This window comes from Vibrio sp. nBUS_14, assembly GCF_051201655.1.
Classification (GTDB): domain Bacteria; phylum Pseudomonadota; class Gammaproteobacteria; order Enterobacterales; family Vibrionaceae; genus Vibrio.
Genome location: NZ_CP179206.1, coordinates 2,512,139 through 2,527,618 on the forward strand (window position 1 = coordinate 2,512,139; position 15,480 = coordinate 2,527,618).

12 protein-coding genes and 1 pseudogene are annotated in these 15,480 nt (G+C 42.0%); 5 read left to right on the forward strand and 8 right to left on the reverse strand.

The window, feature by feature from the left end; all coding sequences use genetic code 11:
• Positions 1-162: 162 nt before the first annotated feature.
• From ACMAZD_RS11820 to ACMAZD_RS11850, 7 genes are all read right to left on the reverse strand, one after another.
• Positions 163-840 carry an ABC transporter permease gene (locus ACMAZD_RS11820; RefSeq protein WP_435247370.1) on the reverse strand — a complete coding sequence of 226 codons (678 nt, stop codon included), beginning with the start codon at positions 838-840 and terminating at the stop codon, positions 163-165.
• Between the two features lie 2 nt (positions 841-842).
• Positions 843-1,583, reverse strand: a complete 741-nt coding sequence (locus tag ACMAZD_RS11825) for an ABC transporter permease (RefSeq protein WP_435247371.1) — start codon at positions 1,581-1,583, stop codon at positions 843-845.
• A 79-nt stretch (positions 1,584-1,662) separates the two neighbouring features.
• Positions 1,663-2,433, reverse strand: coding sequence for an ABC transporter substrate-binding protein (locus ACMAZD_RS11830; RefSeq protein ID WP_048659693.1), 771 nt, complete (start codon positions 2,431-2,433; stop codon positions 1,663-1,665).
• 136 nt (positions 2,434-2,569) lie between these two features.
• A complete protein-coding gene (locus ACMAZD_RS11835) occupies positions 2,570-3,340 on the reverse strand; it encodes an ABC transporter ATP-binding protein (RefSeq protein WP_004736532.1) in 771 nt (256 codons plus the stop codon).
• Between the two features lie 246 nt (positions 3,341-3,586).
• Positions 3,587-4,315 (reverse strand): hypothetical protein, encoded by a 729-nt coding sequence (locus tag ACMAZD_RS11840; protein WP_435247372.1) that lies wholly within the window; start codon positions 4,313-4,315, stop codon positions 3,587-3,589.
• 120 nt (positions 4,316-4,435) lie between these two features.
• Positions 4,436-5,197: an IS5 family transposase gene (locus tag ACMAZD_RS11845; RefSeq protein WP_102276546.1), complete on the reverse strand. Its 762-nt coding sequence runs from the start codon at positions 5,195-5,197 to the stop codon at positions 4,436-4,438.
• Positions 5,198-5,275: 78 nt separating this feature from the next.
• Positions 5,276-6,019, reverse strand: a complete 744-nt coding sequence (locus ACMAZD_RS11850; RefSeq protein WP_435247373.1) for a hypothetical protein — start codon at positions 6,017-6,019, stop codon at positions 5,276-5,278.
• Between the two features lie 434 nt (positions 6,020-6,453).
• Between ACMAZD_RS11850 and ACMAZD_RS11855 the strand changes: the two genes are divergently transcribed.
• The 3 genes from ACMAZD_RS11855 (at position 6,454) to ACMAZD_RS11865 (ending at position 11,782) form a co-directional block, all read left to right on the forward strand.
• Complete coding sequence (locus ACMAZD_RS11855; RefSeq protein WP_435247374.1) at positions 6,454-7,995, forward strand: DUF3360 family protein; 1,542 nt, start codon at positions 6,454-6,456, stop codon at positions 7,993-7,995.
• Positions 7,996-8,302: 307 nt separating this feature from the next.
• Positions 8,303-10,579: a formate C-acetyltransferase gene (gene pflB / locus ACMAZD_RS11860; RefSeq protein WP_086713721.1), complete on the forward strand. Its 2,277-nt coding sequence runs from the start codon at positions 8,303-8,305 to the stop codon at positions 10,577-10,579.
• A 201-nt stretch (positions 10,580-10,780) separates the two neighbouring features.
• The gene (locus ACMAZD_RS11865) at positions 10,781-11,782 is read left to right on the forward strand and encodes a lipid A deacylase LpxR family protein (protein WP_435247375.1); all 1,002 of its coding nucleotides are present in this window, start codon (positions 10,781-10,783) and stop codon (positions 11,780-11,782) included.
• A gap of 36 nt (positions 11,783-11,818) precedes the next feature.
• On the opposite strand, the pseudogene ACMAZD_RS11870 reads toward ACMAZD_RS11865, so the two are convergent.
• A pseudogene (locus tag ACMAZD_RS11870) lies at positions 11,819-13,698 on the reverse strand (methyl-accepting chemotaxis protein).
• A 278-nt stretch (positions 13,699-13,976) separates the two neighbouring features.
• On the opposite strand from ACMAZD_RS11870, the gene pflA reads away from it, so the two are divergent.
• Positions 13,977-14,717: a pyruvate formate lyase 1-activating protein gene (pflA, locus tag ACMAZD_RS11875; protein WP_435247376.1), complete on the forward strand. Its 741-nt coding sequence runs from the start codon at positions 13,977-13,979 to the stop codon at positions 14,715-14,717.
• Between the two features lie 237 nt (positions 14,718-14,954).
• Positions 14,955-15,455, forward strand: a complete 501-nt coding sequence (locus ACMAZD_RS11880) for a YfbU family protein (RefSeq protein WP_435247377.1) — start codon at positions 14,955-14,957, stop codon at positions 15,453-15,455.
• Positions 15,456-15,480: the final 25 nt, after the last annotated feature.

Genomic DNA, 15,480 nt, shown 5'->3' on the forward strand with positions numbered 1-15,480 from the left:
GAATATGTGAATGCAATTTGAAGCAAGTTAACTATTTTTAAAAATCCTCAGTTAGTGCGCTCTTTCTTCCGCCGAAAAATTAAAGAAGAGCAGTTTTGACGATATAAAAAACAGCGCTATGAAAGCGCCGTTTGTTTAACTGAAATGATTGCTGTGTGTTTATTAACTAAGCGGTCTTAGGTAAGCTAGGAAACGTTTCTCTGCGAACTTAAAAATCGCGATGATGATGAACGTTAGCGCCATGTAAAACAGACCAGCGGTTAGGAAAGACTCGAATGGAGCGTAGTAACGTGAGTTAACCAAACGTGCTGCACCCGTCAGATCCATAATCGTTACGATGCCCGCTACAGCAGAACCGTGAAGCATGAAGATAACTTCATTACTGTAAGCCGGTAGTGCTCGACGTAAAGCACTTGGCAGAATGATTCGACGGTAAGTCTTCGGTGTGCTCATACCGTAAGCTTTTGCTGCTTCAACTTCACCTTTCGGTAAACCGTTAATTGCACCACGGATGATTTCAGCGGTATAAGCCGAAGTGTTCAGAATAAACGCGACTAATGCACAGAACCATGCGTTTTCCCATAGGGTATCTTTTACAGGGAAGAACTGATCCATTCCGTAGTAAATCAGGTACAACTGCACCAATAATGGCGTACCACGGAAGAAATAGATAAATGACCACGCTGGTGCGTTAATCAACATATTAGGGCTATTGCGAGAGATAGCTAATGGTATGGCTACACATAAGCCAATGACCAAAGCTACGCAAACCATCCAAGCCGTTGTCCATAAACCACTAAGGTAAATAGGCAGGCTTTCAATAATCAATGAAAAGTCCATAACTACCTCGCGTGGATGCTGAATTTACGTTCAACCAACTTAAGCAAGCCCGTCGAAACACTGGTGAAGAATAGGAAGATAAGTGCCACTGTCATATAGAAGGTAAATGGCATTTTAGTTGAACCCGCCGCCAATGCGCTGACGCGTACCATATCTTCTAAACCGATAATGGATACCAGAGCGGTCGTTTTAAGCAATACCAACCAGTTGTTGCCGAAACCCGGTAAAGCATGACGGATCATTTGCGGAAGCAGGATACGACGGAACGCTAATACAGGGCCCATACCATAGGCCTTTGCCGCTTCCATTTCACCGCTATCAACGGCCATAATGGCACCGCGGAATGTTTCAGCCATATAAGCACCGAAGATAAAGCCAATCGTTAATACACCGGCAATAAATGGACTAACATCAATATAATCAGGTAAGTAAGCGGTCCATTCATGGTTAGGATCACTCGATGTGAACCATTCATTGAGCCACTCATTGATGGAATACAAACTGTTGTTTAAAAGGATTTGTCCACCAAAGAAAATCAGCATCATCAATACGAGATCTGGAATGCCTCGAATGATTGTTGTGTAAAGGGTTGCAATAGCACGAGCCCAGCGATATGGCGCTAGTTTTGCTAAGGCACCTAGCATACCAAGAACCATAGCTAAAATTAGCGACAGCAAGGCAACTTCAATTGTAAGCACCGCCCCTTTCAGGATCGACGCTTCATATCCTTGTAAATCAAACATAATGAATTCCAACAGAACTGCGAAAAAGTTGGTAAGACAGGGAGAGGAGAGCCTCTCCCTTAAGAAGTGACGCTAGAGATTACTGGCCGTATACGTCGTAATTGAAGTATTTAGCAGCGATGTCTTGATAGATGCCTTTTTCACGAAGCGAAAGGATTGCAGCATCTAGTTGCTTGGTCAGATCTTTGTCTTGCTTACGTAGAGCAATACCAAAACCTTCACCGAACCACTTAGGATCTGTTAGTGATGGGCCAACAAACTCGTAAGCTTCACCACCAGCTTTGTTTAGTACGCCTTCTTCTAGAGCAGATGCATCGCCCAGTACAGCAGCAACACGACCGTTAGCTAGGTCAAGGTAAGCTTCATCGAATGAACCGTAACGAACGATCTCTACTGTGTCGCCATAGTTATCTGTTAGGTACTTGTCGTGAGTTGTTGCACGTTGAACGGCAATTTTTTGACCACTTAGATCATCAAAGTTAAGGCCTGCACCTTTTTTGGCGATGAACTTGTTCGGGATAAGTGCGTATTTACCAGTGAAATCGATCTTTTTCTTACGCTCTTCCGTGATAGACATTGCCGCGATGATCGCATCATATTTACGAGCAAGTAGAGAAGGAATAATGCCATCCCAGTCTTGTGCAACAATCTTACACTTCACCTGCATTTCAGTACAAAGTGCGTTCGCCATATCGACATCGAAGCCTTTCAGTGAACCGTCAGCTTCTGTCCAGCTAAATGGAGGATAAGCACCTTCAATACCGAAACGTACTGTTTTCCATTCTTTTGCTTGAGCTACGCCCGTTGCAGCAGTTGCAGCAAGTGCCGCGACTAATAACCACTTTTTCATATCCCTACTCCTGTGATTTAGGTTTTTATGTTTTGCTAGTTTTAATATTGTGTTTGTTGTTACTTATTAACTTACTTGTTGTGTTTTATTGTTCACACCGTCGCTATTTACCTAGGCAACGGTATTTCAATTCTGATTAGTAAATCGATGAGATAAATTGTTGTAATCGCTCAGATTCAGGTTCCGTAAACAGTTTAGCTGGATCGCCCTGCTCTTCCACTAGACCTTGGTGTAGGAACATCACGTGGTTTGATACGTCACGAGCAAAAGCCATTTCATGAGTCACCACGAGCATGGTTCTTCCCTCTTCGGCTAGATCACGCATTACGCCAAGTACTTCGCCTACTAGCTCTGGGTCTAATGCCGATGTTGGTTCATCAAACAGCATAACTTCAGGATCAACCGCTAGCGCTCGCGCAATAGCAGCACGCTGTTGTTGTCCACCTGATAAATGACCTGGGTAGTAATCTTTACGCTCATACAGGCCTACTTTTTTAAGTAGTAGCTCTGCATTTTCAATCGCTTGTGCTTTAGGTACACCTAAGACGTGAACAGGCGCTTCGATAACGTTTTCGAGAACGGTCAGGTGAGACCACAGATTGAAACCCTGAAAAACCATCGCCAAACGAGAACGGATTCGCTGTACTTGTTTTTCATTGGCAGGAACAGAAACACCTTGGCGGTTGTTTTTCATTTGAATCAATTCGCCATTAACCCAAATTTCGCCTGCAGTAGGTGTCTCTAATAGATTGATACATCTAAGAAAAGTACTTTTACCCGACCCTGAAGAGCCGATAATCGATACTACATCGCCTTTATGCGCAGAAAGTGAAATTCCCTTTAAAACTTCATTTTGACCAAACGTTTTGTGTAGATCCTTTATGTCCAGCGCTGGTACATCTTTCATGCGCTTTCTCTCCCAAGTTTGTGAAAATGCAAGGTACTCCGACCTTTTCATGCGAACCAAACTAGCACCCCACGGAGCAACATGCAACAAATCATTAACCTGTCAATTAGGAATAAATAGCGATTCACTCTGACTTATTATGCACTAGGTAGCGTTTTCCTCTCAATGATATGAATATCGCTTATAAAAAAGCCCCAATAAAGGGGCGTTTTATGTTTTATTTTTGTTAACTGAAGCAAACTAACGTTACCAGCCTAGTTTATTTGAAACCACTTTTGCTTCATTACCCGATAATGCAACTTGTTGTTCTACAATTTCGTCTTGCCAATATATCGCCCCATTCAAATCATATTGATGAGAATCTACATCATGGTTTTTATCCGACATTACTTCGTAATCGATCGAGTTTGAAAGCAGTTCCTCAAATACATTGTCCAAATAGCTATCTTCTACTTTAACTAAACTCACGTTTATCTTCGCTGTAGATATGTCACCAAGCGATTCAGTCGGACTTCCCATCATAGGTTGAGAACTATTAGGCAATGCGTAGATAGATTGGAATATGGGTCTAGCATTAGAATCCGATACTGTTCTTATATGGGTTCTTTGAAGTTGCCAATCACTATCTGTGTAAGAAGATGTCGTCAGTACGCCACTAGATGTAATACTCGTTGCGCTAAAGTCAGATATGTTTGACGGTTGAGATATAGACACTGTATTCCCATCTATAATCGCTCTCTCTTTGTATTCCCAAGCTCCACTTGAAGCATCGGTATTAGCGAAAAAGTTTACATTCCACCCAGACAACTGACTGTCGTCTGGAGCGTAACCAGAAGATGTTAAATTGTCAGTTTGATCATAAATTGGCTGCCAAGAGTATACTGCCTTATCTAAGACTGTAGTGACATTACCATCGCTCGAATGTATGAGCCTGCTATCTACACTTATATCAAATGAATCCACATTAGTAGACATAATTGAAACGTCTGGATCTGAGCTTCCAGACTCATAGACACTATTAGAATCAATAACTACATAGCTATTTAGGGTATCAAAGTTGCTAGGGCGTGTTGATCTTTGCTGTACATTCCGTGTTCAACAATACATCGGTAGCCACATTAACATGAATGCCAGTGATAACATGCTGGCATAATTCCTTTCTAGCTTGTCATATCTACTTGAAATAGCTCGATAATGCTTAATTCTCCCAAAGGCATTTTCGACCAAGTGACGATACTTGTATAGACACCAATCCATACTGTCTTTGTCTATATCTTGTCCGTAATTGCGTTTAGCAATTACTGTTTCTCCGCCACGTTCCTTAACAAAAGTACGGAAAGGTTCGCTGTCATATCCTTTATCACAAACGATGGTATTAACTTCATCGAGTTGCTCAACTAAGCTTTCGGCATGCACTATATCGTGGCGTTGTCCCTCTGATAAATCAAAGCAAATCGGCAGGCCACCACTATCTACAGCTAAGTGAATTTTGGTTGAGTTGCCCCCGCGACTTTTTCCTATTTGCTCTGAACTTTCAGTAGCTGCACCTGTACTATGCTGATGCGCTCTAACTATAGAGCCATCAAGAAATACCCATTCAAAGTCAGCCATGCTAGATAAGCTTTTGAAAAGATTATCTAAAATCCCTTTCTTTGACCAAAGATTAAATCGTCTGTAAACGGTACTCCACTCTCCGAACTCAGAGGGTAGATCTCGCCAAGGAATACCTGTTCTCATTCGATAAAGTATTCCTTCAAATGTCATTCGATGTTCAGTTTTATCGTAAATACGACCTGTACTTTTCATAACTTGGAGTAGCAGTTCCCAGCGAATATCAGTTAGCATTGTTCTTGGCATGGTATTGGTTATGGTTTTACTTTTGGCGAAGCAAATTATAACTCTTTACCATGCTGTTCAAAAAACACTCACGAAAGATCAACACGCCCTAGTAGATCTTTCTCTGCTGTACGACGTGACTATTTTTCTTTCTACAGCAGGGTTGTGAGCTGCTATCGGTATATCTAGAGGCGATGTACCATCAGCTCCAGTGATCAACTGAGATGAAGCACTTGCGTGGAAATATTCCACAGAGCCTGAAGAAACAACAGAAATGCGGGCTGTATCAGAGTTTGGTTCTATGTTGTACCTAGACCCAGTCATACAAGAGTTTCCGTCTTGACTTTGACGAACACTAAGAGTCATATCTTGTAAAAACGGCTTCTGGAAAGCTATCTGATACGATTCTCTATCTCCAGAGTTTGCTCCAACAGTTTCTTCAAGTGACACATAACCATTTTCTGGTACGTTGCCGGAATCAATTGTGACCCTCCCCGATGCGGGAATATCACTACCTTGTATAGTATGCTCACTAATTACTGAACCATCGTCCTCATGGAACAAAACCTTGTATCCTCGAGTTGCTATTCTCGCGATCACCGAGTAATTATTTGCACTGTTGTTTACATCTGTGTATTCATAAAACGTTACGCAACTAGATTTTGGTGATGACTCTCTAACCAATTCGACAATTTGCCAAGTATACTTAGGTGTAGAAGGTGTACTACCACCTCCGCCACCTCCGCCACCTCCGCCACCTCCGCCACCTCCGCCACCTCCGCCACAACCAACAAGTAACCCTGAAACCATTGCCGCTAGTGGCAATATTAATGTCTTTGTCATCTATTTTCGTCCTGTTTGTGGCAACAGCTCGCCAAAATTAAATATCTATCAATGATTAAGCAAAAAGTAAGCCAATCATTAAAAATGGAATACACAAAGGATAAGAACTGTAACAGGACGATGAAAACGTCAGTTTGTGAAAATAAATTACACGATTCATCAATGGGAAGTTAATGAATCGCTGCGTTTTGTAGCTTTCTTTCACATACACTCATAAAGTGATCAAGATCAATCACCCTAAAGTGTAAGCTTGTTAGACTCCTCAGCAAAGAATAAGGCATTAAAAATGCCAAACATTTCTTTTAACTTAGCTGCATAAAGCACATCAAGACCGTGCAACATAATGTTAATAAGTTATAACTAAGAAATTACGCAATTACGCGAACTTATAGAATTCAATTTTAGAATGACTAACATAAAAATATGAGGAATCTATGTCAGACGTTGTGAATAATGCGAACTCTGAAGTAGAAGAGAAAAGCTATAGAGAACTACACCGCCCAGCTTCTGAATTTGAGAGCCGCTCAGATTATCTAGATCATGAGCTTCAAATCATGAAGCCTCGCCGCTTCGGTTTAAACCTTCCTGGTCGTGATTTCCGCTTCGAACTTGAAGACCTTGTTCCTGCAATTGCTGGTACCATTGGTATTATCGCGATGTACTCAGCAGTAATGATGTCTTGGGCTGATGGCCTTACTCAAGCTTGGGATCACGTAAACCTTGGCAAAGAGTTTGCGATTGAAGTCGCTCGTGTAGAAATGCTTATCCCTGCACTGCTGTTCTGTATCCTTGCTTCTGGTTTCTTTAACCCTAAAGCAAACCTTGCCGGTAACCACGGCCCAATGATTCCTCTTATTGGTACCATCGCTTTAGCTGGTGCTCACCCTCTTGCATTGGCAATTCTTATTGGTGTCTTCGGTCTAATCCTAAGTTTCCTAAAAGGCGGTTCCAAGCTGGTTAACCTTACTTCGGAAGGTACCGCTGGTGGCTTGCTCATTTTCTTAGGCCTAACGGGCACCATGAGCCAAATTAACTCGATTCAAGCATGGGCGGTTGGTCTTCAATCTTCTACTGTAGAAGCGGGCAGCATGGGCTACGTTGGTTTAATCGTTCTTGCTATTACTATTGCTATCTACGCTTTCTTAGCAAAAGTGAACAAGCGTTGGTTAGCTATTCCAGTTTGTGCATTCACTGGCCTTGCTATTGCTTTATCGCTAGGTGCTGGTTTCGATATCGTATTCGAAACTGAAATGGGTATTCCAAACCTAAATCCAGTTTACTGGTGGGGTTCTACTTCTGAAGGTTGGATGCTTGGCTTGCCAAACGTTGAACACTTCATTGCATCTCTACCATTTGCAATTCTTGCAGTAGCTATGTGGTCTCCTGACTTCCTAGGTCACCGTATCTTCCAAGAACTTAACTACCCTAAGAAATCTGAAAAAGTATTGATGGACGTAGATGACACAATGACTATGTGTTCAGTTCGCCAAATGGTGGGTACTGCTGTTGGTGGTGGTAACATCACATCTTCTTGGGGTACTTACATGATCCCAGCTGCAATCGCGAAACGTCCAATTCCTGGCGGCGCAATCTTGCTTGGTTCTCTATGTATTATTGTTGCGATTCTTGGTTTCCCAATGGACGTTGCAGTATGGCCACCAGTGATGCGTGTAGCGCTACTTGTAGGTGTATCTCTGCCTCTGCTGGAAGCGGGTATGCAAATGGTTAAGGATTCAAAAGATTCTCAAGCAGCTGGTATCTGTATCTTCGGCTCAGCGGTTGTTAACCCAGTACTAGCATGGGCACTGACAATGCTTCTTGATAACAACGGTCTAATTGGTGATAAAGAACGTGCGAAACGTCTATCATTTGTAGACAAGATTGTTATCCCAGTTGGCGTTTTAGTTATCTGTCTAATAGCAATGCTTGCCGTTGGTATGCTAGAAAGTCAATATGGCCTAAAAGCTTGGCTATAGTGGTTCTTACTACACAAAAGTAGTATTGGGATTAAAAAAAAGTTTGGGTGGCAACCCCTGTCACTCAAATTTTTTCAACTTTTTTTGGCATTTATTGATTTAGTTTAAGGTTTGCAGGAATTTTTTAGCGTAGTCTTGAATACATAGAGTAAAGACAACATATAAAATGTAGTGACAATATATATAACCATATGAATCTAATATGCTCATATATATTGTTATTAATAAGAGTGTACTACCCTTTCGAGGGGCGCTGGCTCAACAGTGTTAATGTACGTATTTTTTCTACTAAAAAGGTAGGTATGTCATGGCAGAGCAATTTGCTAAAGCTTGGGAAGATTTTGCTGCAGGTGAGTGGCAAAGCGAAGTAAACGTTCGTGATTTCATTCAAAAGAACTACACGCCGTATGAAGGCGACGAGTCTTTCCTAGTTTCTGAGGGTACTGAAGCAACTAACAAGCTTTGGTCTTCGGTAATGGAAGGTATCAAACAGGAAAACGCAACTAAAGCACCTGTAGATTTCGATACTTCTGTTATCTCTACCATTACTGCTCACGATGCAGGTTACATTGAGAAAGATCTTGAGACTATCGTTGGTCTACAAACTGAGAAGCCACTAAAACGTGCAATCATCCCTAACGGTGGTGTACGTATGGTTGAAGGTTCTTGTAAAGCATACGGTGAAACTCTTGACCCAATGGTTTCAAAAATCTACTCAGAATACCGTAAAACACACAATGCTGGTGTTTTCGATATCTACACTCCTGATATCTTAAAATGTCGTAAATCTGGTGTTCTGACTGGTCTTCCTGATGCTTACGGCCGTGGTCGTATCATTGGTGACTACCGTCGTGTTGCACTTTACGGTATTGATTTCCTCATGAAGGATAAAGCTGCTCAATTCGCTTCTCTACAAGAGCGTTTCGAGAATGGCGAAGATCTTGCTGCAACAATGCAATTGCGTGAAGAGATCTCTGAGCAACATCGTGCTCTAGGTCAAATCAAGCAAATGGCAGAGAAATACGGTTTCGATATCTCTGAGCCAGCTCAAACTGCTCAAGAAGCTATCCAGTGGACTTACTTCGGCTACCTAGCTGCTGTTAAATCTCAAAACGGTGCTGCTATGTCTCTAGGTCGTACTTCGACTTTCCTAGACATCTACATCGAACGTGATATCGCTGCTGGCAAAATCACAGAAGACCAAGCACAAGAAATGATCGACCACTTCGTAATGAAGCTGCGTATGGTTCGTTTCCTACGTACTCCTGAGTACGATGAGCTATTCTCTGGCGACCCAATCTGGGCAACAGAGTCTATGGGTGGTATGGGTATCGACGGTCGTACGCTAGTAACGCGTTCAAACTTCCGTTTCCTAAACTCTCTATACACTATGGGTCCTTCTCCAGAGCCAAACATCACTGTTCTTTGGTCTGAGCAACTACCTGACGGCTTCAAACGTTTCTGTGCGAAGGTATCTATCGATACTTCTTCTATCCAGTACGAAAATGATGACCTAATGCGTCCTGACCTTGGTTCTGATGATTACGCTATCGCTTGTTGTGTATCTCCAATGATCGTTGGTAAGCAAATGCAGTTCTTCGGAGCTCGTGCTAACCTTGCGAAAACAATGCTTTACGCAATCAACGGCGGTGTGGACGAAAAACTTAAGATGCAAGTTGGTCCTAAAGAAGCGCCAATGACTGACGCAGTTCTTGATTACGATAAAGTAATGGATCGTCTAGATCACTTCATGGACTGGTTAGCTAAGCAATACGTGACTGCACTAAACAGCATTCACTACATGCACGACAAGTACAGCTACGAAGCGTCTCTAATGGCTCTTCATGACCGTGACGTTCGTCGTACTATGGCTTGTGGTATTGCTGGTCTATCTGTTGCAGCTGACTCACTGTCTGCAATCAAATTCGCGACTGTTAAACCAATCCGCGACGAAGATGGCATCGCAACTGACTTCGAAATCGAAGGCGATTACCCTAAATACGGTAACAACGACTCTCGTGTAGATGACATTGCTTGTGAACTAGTTTCTACGTTCATGAACAAGATCCGTAAGCTTAAGACTTACCGTGATTCAATCCCTACACAGTCAGTTCTTACTATTACGTCTAACGTGGTTTACGGTAAGAAAACAGGTAACACTCCAGACGGTCGTCGTGCTGGCGCTCCTTTCGCTCCTGGTGCTAACCCAATGCACGGTCGTGATGAGAAAGGCGCTGTAGCTTCACTAACGTCTGTAGGTAAACTACCGTTTGCTGACGCACAAGATGGTATCTCTTACACGTTCTCTATCGTGCCAAACGCACTAGGTAAAGAACAAGACAGCCAACGTGCTAACCTTGCAGGTCTAATGGATGGTTACTTCCACCACGAAGCTGGCATTGAAGGTGGTCAACACCTTAATGTTAACGTTCTTAACCGCGAAACTCTTGAAGACGCAGTTAAGCACCCTGAGAAATACCCTCAGCTGACAATCCGTGTATCTGGTTACGCTGTTCGCTTTAACTCTCTAACTGCAGAGCAACAAGCTGACGTAATCGCACGTACATTTACTGAATCTCTATAAGCTCACGCTAAATAGGCAAGTGAAATGATATCAGCCCCGCCAATGTGCGGGGCTTTTTATATCACCTATAAATTTATTATTTCGTCTTCACTATACTAAATGTCAGATTGAGCAAAAAAACCGTCATCTATTCACTTTTTTTTCACACCTAAACTCTAATTGCGGTACTATCTTGGCTCATAATTTAAGAGTAACTGCTCCATGAAATACCTCCGTTGTTTACCCCTAATCCTTCTCTCTTTTTCATCTTTGGCGTCCGAGCGTTCTACGGTCACATTCGCACTAGAAAACGATGGAATTTTTGGTGTCGACCAAGACTATACTAATGGGTTATTTCTGGGTTACACATCGTCAAGCATTACCCCATACGATTGGGTAAAACCATTAAGTCTTTCTTACTGGGGCCCAAGCTCTTTAGATAAATGGGAAATCACCCTTGGCCACAAAATGTATACCCCTTCTGACATTGAAGTGGAAAAACCGCTTGCGAATGACCGACCATACGCAGGCTACTTACATACAGAATTCAATTACATCAGCTTGAACCCGCAACAAGCGCAGCGTTTTAACATCACGTTTGGTACGACGGGTGAACGTGCGCTTTCCGAAGATGCTCAAAAACTGGTTCACTCGATTACTAAATCAGATGAGCCTCTGGGTTGGGAATATCAAGTTGATGATGAGTGGGCAGGCAGCGTTGGTTACCTTAGTCATTTAAACCTAATGCGTAATCAGGCATTGGCGAATACCGACTTCGAGATATCTAACGTTTCAGAAATTAACGTGGGTAACTTTAGAAGTGATATTTCAACGGGCTTTATGTTCCGTTGGGGTACTGACCTAGGTGGTAACTTTGGTGCAGCTAACATCACGAGCGAGAATCCATTTAAGTCAGGTATGATAGGTGCATCGAACAGCGGTTGGTTTACTTATGCAGGCCTCGAAGGTCGTTACCGTTTCAACGACTTGACTATTGAAGGTGATCGCTCTGGTATTGATGAATACGCGAATAAAAACAATGAAGATCCAGCTATCTATGACGTGACTCTAGAGAATCTTCAGGCGACAGCTGTAATAGGTTTGGCTTGGTACAACCAATACGTTGGTGCATCCTTCGCGCTAACCGCAAAAACTCCGGATTACAAAGAGGCGACCAGCGACATTTATAGTACAGGAGGCATATCCCTGTTTGCTTTTTTCTAAATAGAAAGCTCAAACGAATTCCTACTGTTTTTATCACTACACATCAAAAAGCTGACAGTCACTATTTAACTTTGTCGAACTCTGGTCAACTGCTTGACTCGTATCTCTAATAATGCTGGTGCTCTCTTCTAATTCTTTCATTGAGGTAGAAATTTGCACCATACTGTCTGCCATTGATTGACTGGTTGTTGCCAATTCCTTTATCGATGCGAATATTATCTCTGTTTGATGGCTTACTTCATCCGATTTCTCAGTAATACGCTCCAAAGCGTGCATCGCTTCCATACCTTTTTTCTGCCCAGCTTGTATGGAATCACTTGAATGAACAATGTACTGTATTACTTTCGAACTCTCTTTCTTCATGGTTTCAATAGTACCTGAGATTTCACCAACCGCATTTACTGTCCTTACAGCTAGACTCCTTACTTCATCGGCCACGACCGCAAAACCTCTCCCTTGATCTCCTGCACGGGCTGCTTCAATCGCTGCATTCAACGCTAATAAATTTGTTTGTTCTGCTATACCGTTAATTATATCCATGACTGAATCAACCTTGGTTGAAGCCTGTTCCAACTGTTGAATATGACCGGCTGCAGAATTTAGAATAGTCGAAACCTCTTCAAGCGTTCCTATTGCTTGTGTAATAATAGCTCCTCCCTCTTCAGCAGCTTGGTTTGATGATCGGCTAATATCGGCGACAAACTCTAGTGAATTTGAAACTTCTTTCGTTGTAACACTTACTTCTTCTGTAGCTGATGCGAGTAACTGTGTTTGTTCTAATACTTCAGACTGGTTGACAATGAGTGAATCTAAATTCGTATCAAGTTTGCCTGCATCATCCGATAAAGCTTCACTGCTTACTTGCACACCTTCCACCAAATGGCCTAAATTGATACAGCTTTGATTGATTAAAGTCGCCAGTTGATTAAATTCATCATTTGGGTTGCTAGTAATTTCCATACGTTTAGATAAATCACCATCAGCGATACTATTTAAAATATTTGTAATAGCGGCTATCGCTTTAGAGGCTGACGCGCTCAAAATAACAAAACTAGCAATAGTGATAAGCGCAAGTACACCACATGCAGTAAGTACTGACCACTTAGTTTTATCGGCAGCTACTTGCGCCGTCAAATAATATTGCTTGCTAATAGCTTTTAAGCGACTATCAATGTCTTTCACAACCATAATCGCTGAGGCTTCACTTTGCGCTAGTTTTTGCTCAAGTCTACCTAGCTCTTGAGAAAGTTCGCTTACTCGTTTAAAGGTTTTTTTAAACTGTCCGACTTCTGTCTGATACAAATCAAGCATTGCGTACGAGTTAGACATATTCTCGAACCCAGTCATTGCATAATTAAACGACTTAAGGCTTTTCTCTGAGGGTGAGAGTAGATAATTTTGCTGAGCTTTTATCATGGCTTGAAAGTCAGAATTTAAAGTTACCATTCCGGTATCTAAAATCTTGGATTCGATAGTTGCTGCTAGCACTTTCAACCTGCCAAGAATGCCATCATCGGCATTGAAACCAAGCTCAGACCTCGCTACCAACCAAGGCTGAACCGACAGCTCAAATCCCTTAACTACAGCTGAGAGATGATCTGCCTGACTCTTCAAGCCAACTTCAGCTAGAAGAGCATTATTTTCCTCGACATTATTCGAAATAATTGAGATATCATAGTTCACCTGATTGATTTGACTGCGTTCTAAATCATCCAACATCCCAGCAAGAGTAATAGTCTAACTTCAGTTCCAACAACTTTAGACGCCCCTGCAGCAACATTATTACTTAAGTCATATTGTTGCGTTAGTGAAGAAAGTTGATTGCCTGTATAAGCACCAAGTAAGGCAAAACCTAAAGTGAATATCACTAATAGCAAAGTTATCTTATTTTTTTGAGAGGTGGCAGGTAGAATCATGATGACGTCCTCGATATTTATCACAACACCCATATTAATGATATTAGTGTCAATTAATGCATCGCTCTTCACAATTGCTAATTATGGCATTTCGTCACAGTGTCTCCATTTCACACAATAGATCATTCGTATAGAAAAATAAGCCACAAAATGAAATGGGAGTGCAACATAAACCTTACATCTCCTCCTCCGATAAGAACTTATCTTGTACCTCCTCTATTTTACCCCTACTTTTTATAATAAAATAACAGCACCTCCACACAATACGAGAATTCCTCATGCCTACAACTGGTCGCATTCATTCATACGAATCTTGTGGTACTGTCGATGGACCTGGTATCCGCTTCATCGTGTTTCTTCAAGGCTGCTTAATGCGTTGTATGTACTGCCATAATCGCGATACATGGGATCTTCATGACGGAAAGGAAGTCACGGTCGAAGAAATCATCAACGAAGCTAAATCATACCGTCATTTCATGAAAGCCTCTGGTGGTGGTATCACCTGTTCTGGTGGCGAAGCGATGCTACAACCTGAGTTTGTTCGTGACTTTTTCCGCGCTGCTCAAGCTGAAGGCATTCACACTTGTCTTGATACTAATGGCTACATTCGTAAGCACACAGAAGTGATTGATGAAGTACTAGAAGCCTCTGATCTCGTGATGCTTGATCTAAAGCACATGCGAGATGAGATTCACCACGATTTCATTGGTGTATCGAACCGACGTACCCTAGATTTTGCACGCTACCTACACAAAATAGGTAAGAAGACTTGGATTCGTTATGTGGTTGTTCCTGGCTACACGGATACGCCTGAAGATGCTCATCTTCTTGGTGAATTCATCAAAGACATGGATAACATCGAGAAAGTAGAACTGCTTCCATACCACAAGCTTGGTGCTCATAAATGGGAAGCTCTGGGTTACGACTACCCTCTTGAAGGTACAAACCCGCCAAGCAAAGAGAAAATGGACGAGATTGTTGCTGTTCTAAACCAGTACCATTCAAACGTAAAGTACTAGTACTGGCTAAAGTACCAATACTGACGACGTTAACCCCCCTTTTCAAACGCCTCAATTTCTATGGGGCGTTTTCTTTTATGACCCAAATATCCTTTCACTTTTCTTTACAACTTTTGTTTATCCATTCAAAAAATCATATTAAACCCGTGTTGAGATCATGTTTCCACTCGTAAGAATGCTGTTACTCTTACTGCAACAAAAGAATATAACATTTAGTTTTTTAGTGAGGCTCCTCCCATGAAAATGACCAGTGCTCAGCGTCTAATTCTATCAAATCAATACTACCTAATGTCTCAAATGGATCCTGAGAACTCCGCTAAATACCAACGTCTACAAACGGTTGTAGAACGTGGTTACGAACTTCAAACTCGTGAACTTAACAAAGAATTTGGCTGTTTGACTGAAGCCGAATGTCGCGAAGTTATCGACATCATGGAGATGTACCATGCCATGCAAGAGTCGAACAAAATGCTTGCAGAACAAGAACGTGTTGAAGTAGACCAACGTCGCCTACAGTTCCTAGGTTTTGATATCGCTTCTGAAGCTCAGAGCGTACATTACGTGCGTTTCCTTGTTGATTCTGAAGGTCTTTACCCTCAATTCGACAAAGCAGATCACCACTTCAATAGCCAAATGCCAATGCTAGAGAAGTACCGTCGCATGCTAACAACATGGCGTAACTGCCCTCGTCAGTATCACCTATGTGCGACAGAGCTATCTCAAATCTTTAATGCTTAATGCTTAATGCTTAATACATTTATTG

What these genes read in the sequence shown, in the direction of transcription:
- ACMAZD_RS11845 (WP_102276546.1), bottom strand. Translation starts at nt 5,197, where the DNA reads ATGCCAAGAACAATGCTAACTGATATTCGCTGGGAACTGCTACTCCAA.
- ACMAZD_RS11865 (WP_435247375.1), top strand. Translation starts at nt 10,781, where the DNA reads ATGAAATACCTCCGTTGTTTACCCCTAATCCTTCTCTCTTTTTCATCT.
- ACMAZD_RS11840 (WP_435247372.1), bottom strand. Translation starts at nt 4,315, where the DNA reads ATGTCTACTAATGTGGATTCATTTGATATAAGTGTAGATAGCAGGCTC.
- pflA (WP_435247376.1), top strand. Translation starts at nt 13,977, where the DNA reads ATGCCTACAACTGGTCGCATTCATTCATACGAATCTTGTGGTACTGTC.
- ACMAZD_RS11825 (WP_435247371.1), bottom strand. Translation starts at nt 1,583, where the DNA reads ATGTTTGATTTACAAGGATATGAAGCGTCGATCCTGAAAGGGGCGGTG.
- ACMAZD_RS11855 (WP_435247374.1), top strand. Translation starts at nt 6,454, where the DNA reads ATGTCAGACGTTGTGAATAATGCGAACTCTGAAGTAGAAGAGAAAAGC.
- ACMAZD_RS11820 (WP_435247370.1), bottom strand. Translation starts at nt 840, where the DNA reads ATGGACTTTTCATTGATTATTGAAAGCCTGCCTATTTACCTTAGTGGT.
- ACMAZD_RS11830 (WP_048659693.1), bottom strand. Translation starts at nt 2,433, where the DNA reads ATGAAAAAGTGGTTATTAGTCGCGGCACTTGCTGCAACTGCTGCAACG.
- ACMAZD_RS11880 (WP_435247377.1), top strand. Translation starts at nt 14,955, where the DNA reads ATGAAAATGACCAGTGCTCAGCGTCTAATTCTATCAAATCAATACTAC.
- ACMAZD_RS11835 (WP_004736532.1), bottom strand. Translation starts at nt 3,340, where the DNA reads ATGAAAGATGTACCAGCGCTGGACATAAAGGATCTACACAAAACGTTT.
- pflB (WP_086713721.1), top strand. Translation starts at nt 8,303, where the DNA reads ATGGCAGAGCAATTTGCTAAAGCTTGGGAAGATTTTGCTGCAGGTGAG.
- ACMAZD_RS11850 (WP_435247373.1), bottom strand. Translation starts at nt 6,019, where the DNA reads ATGACAAAGACATTAATATTGCCACTAGCGGCAATGGTTTCAGGGTTA.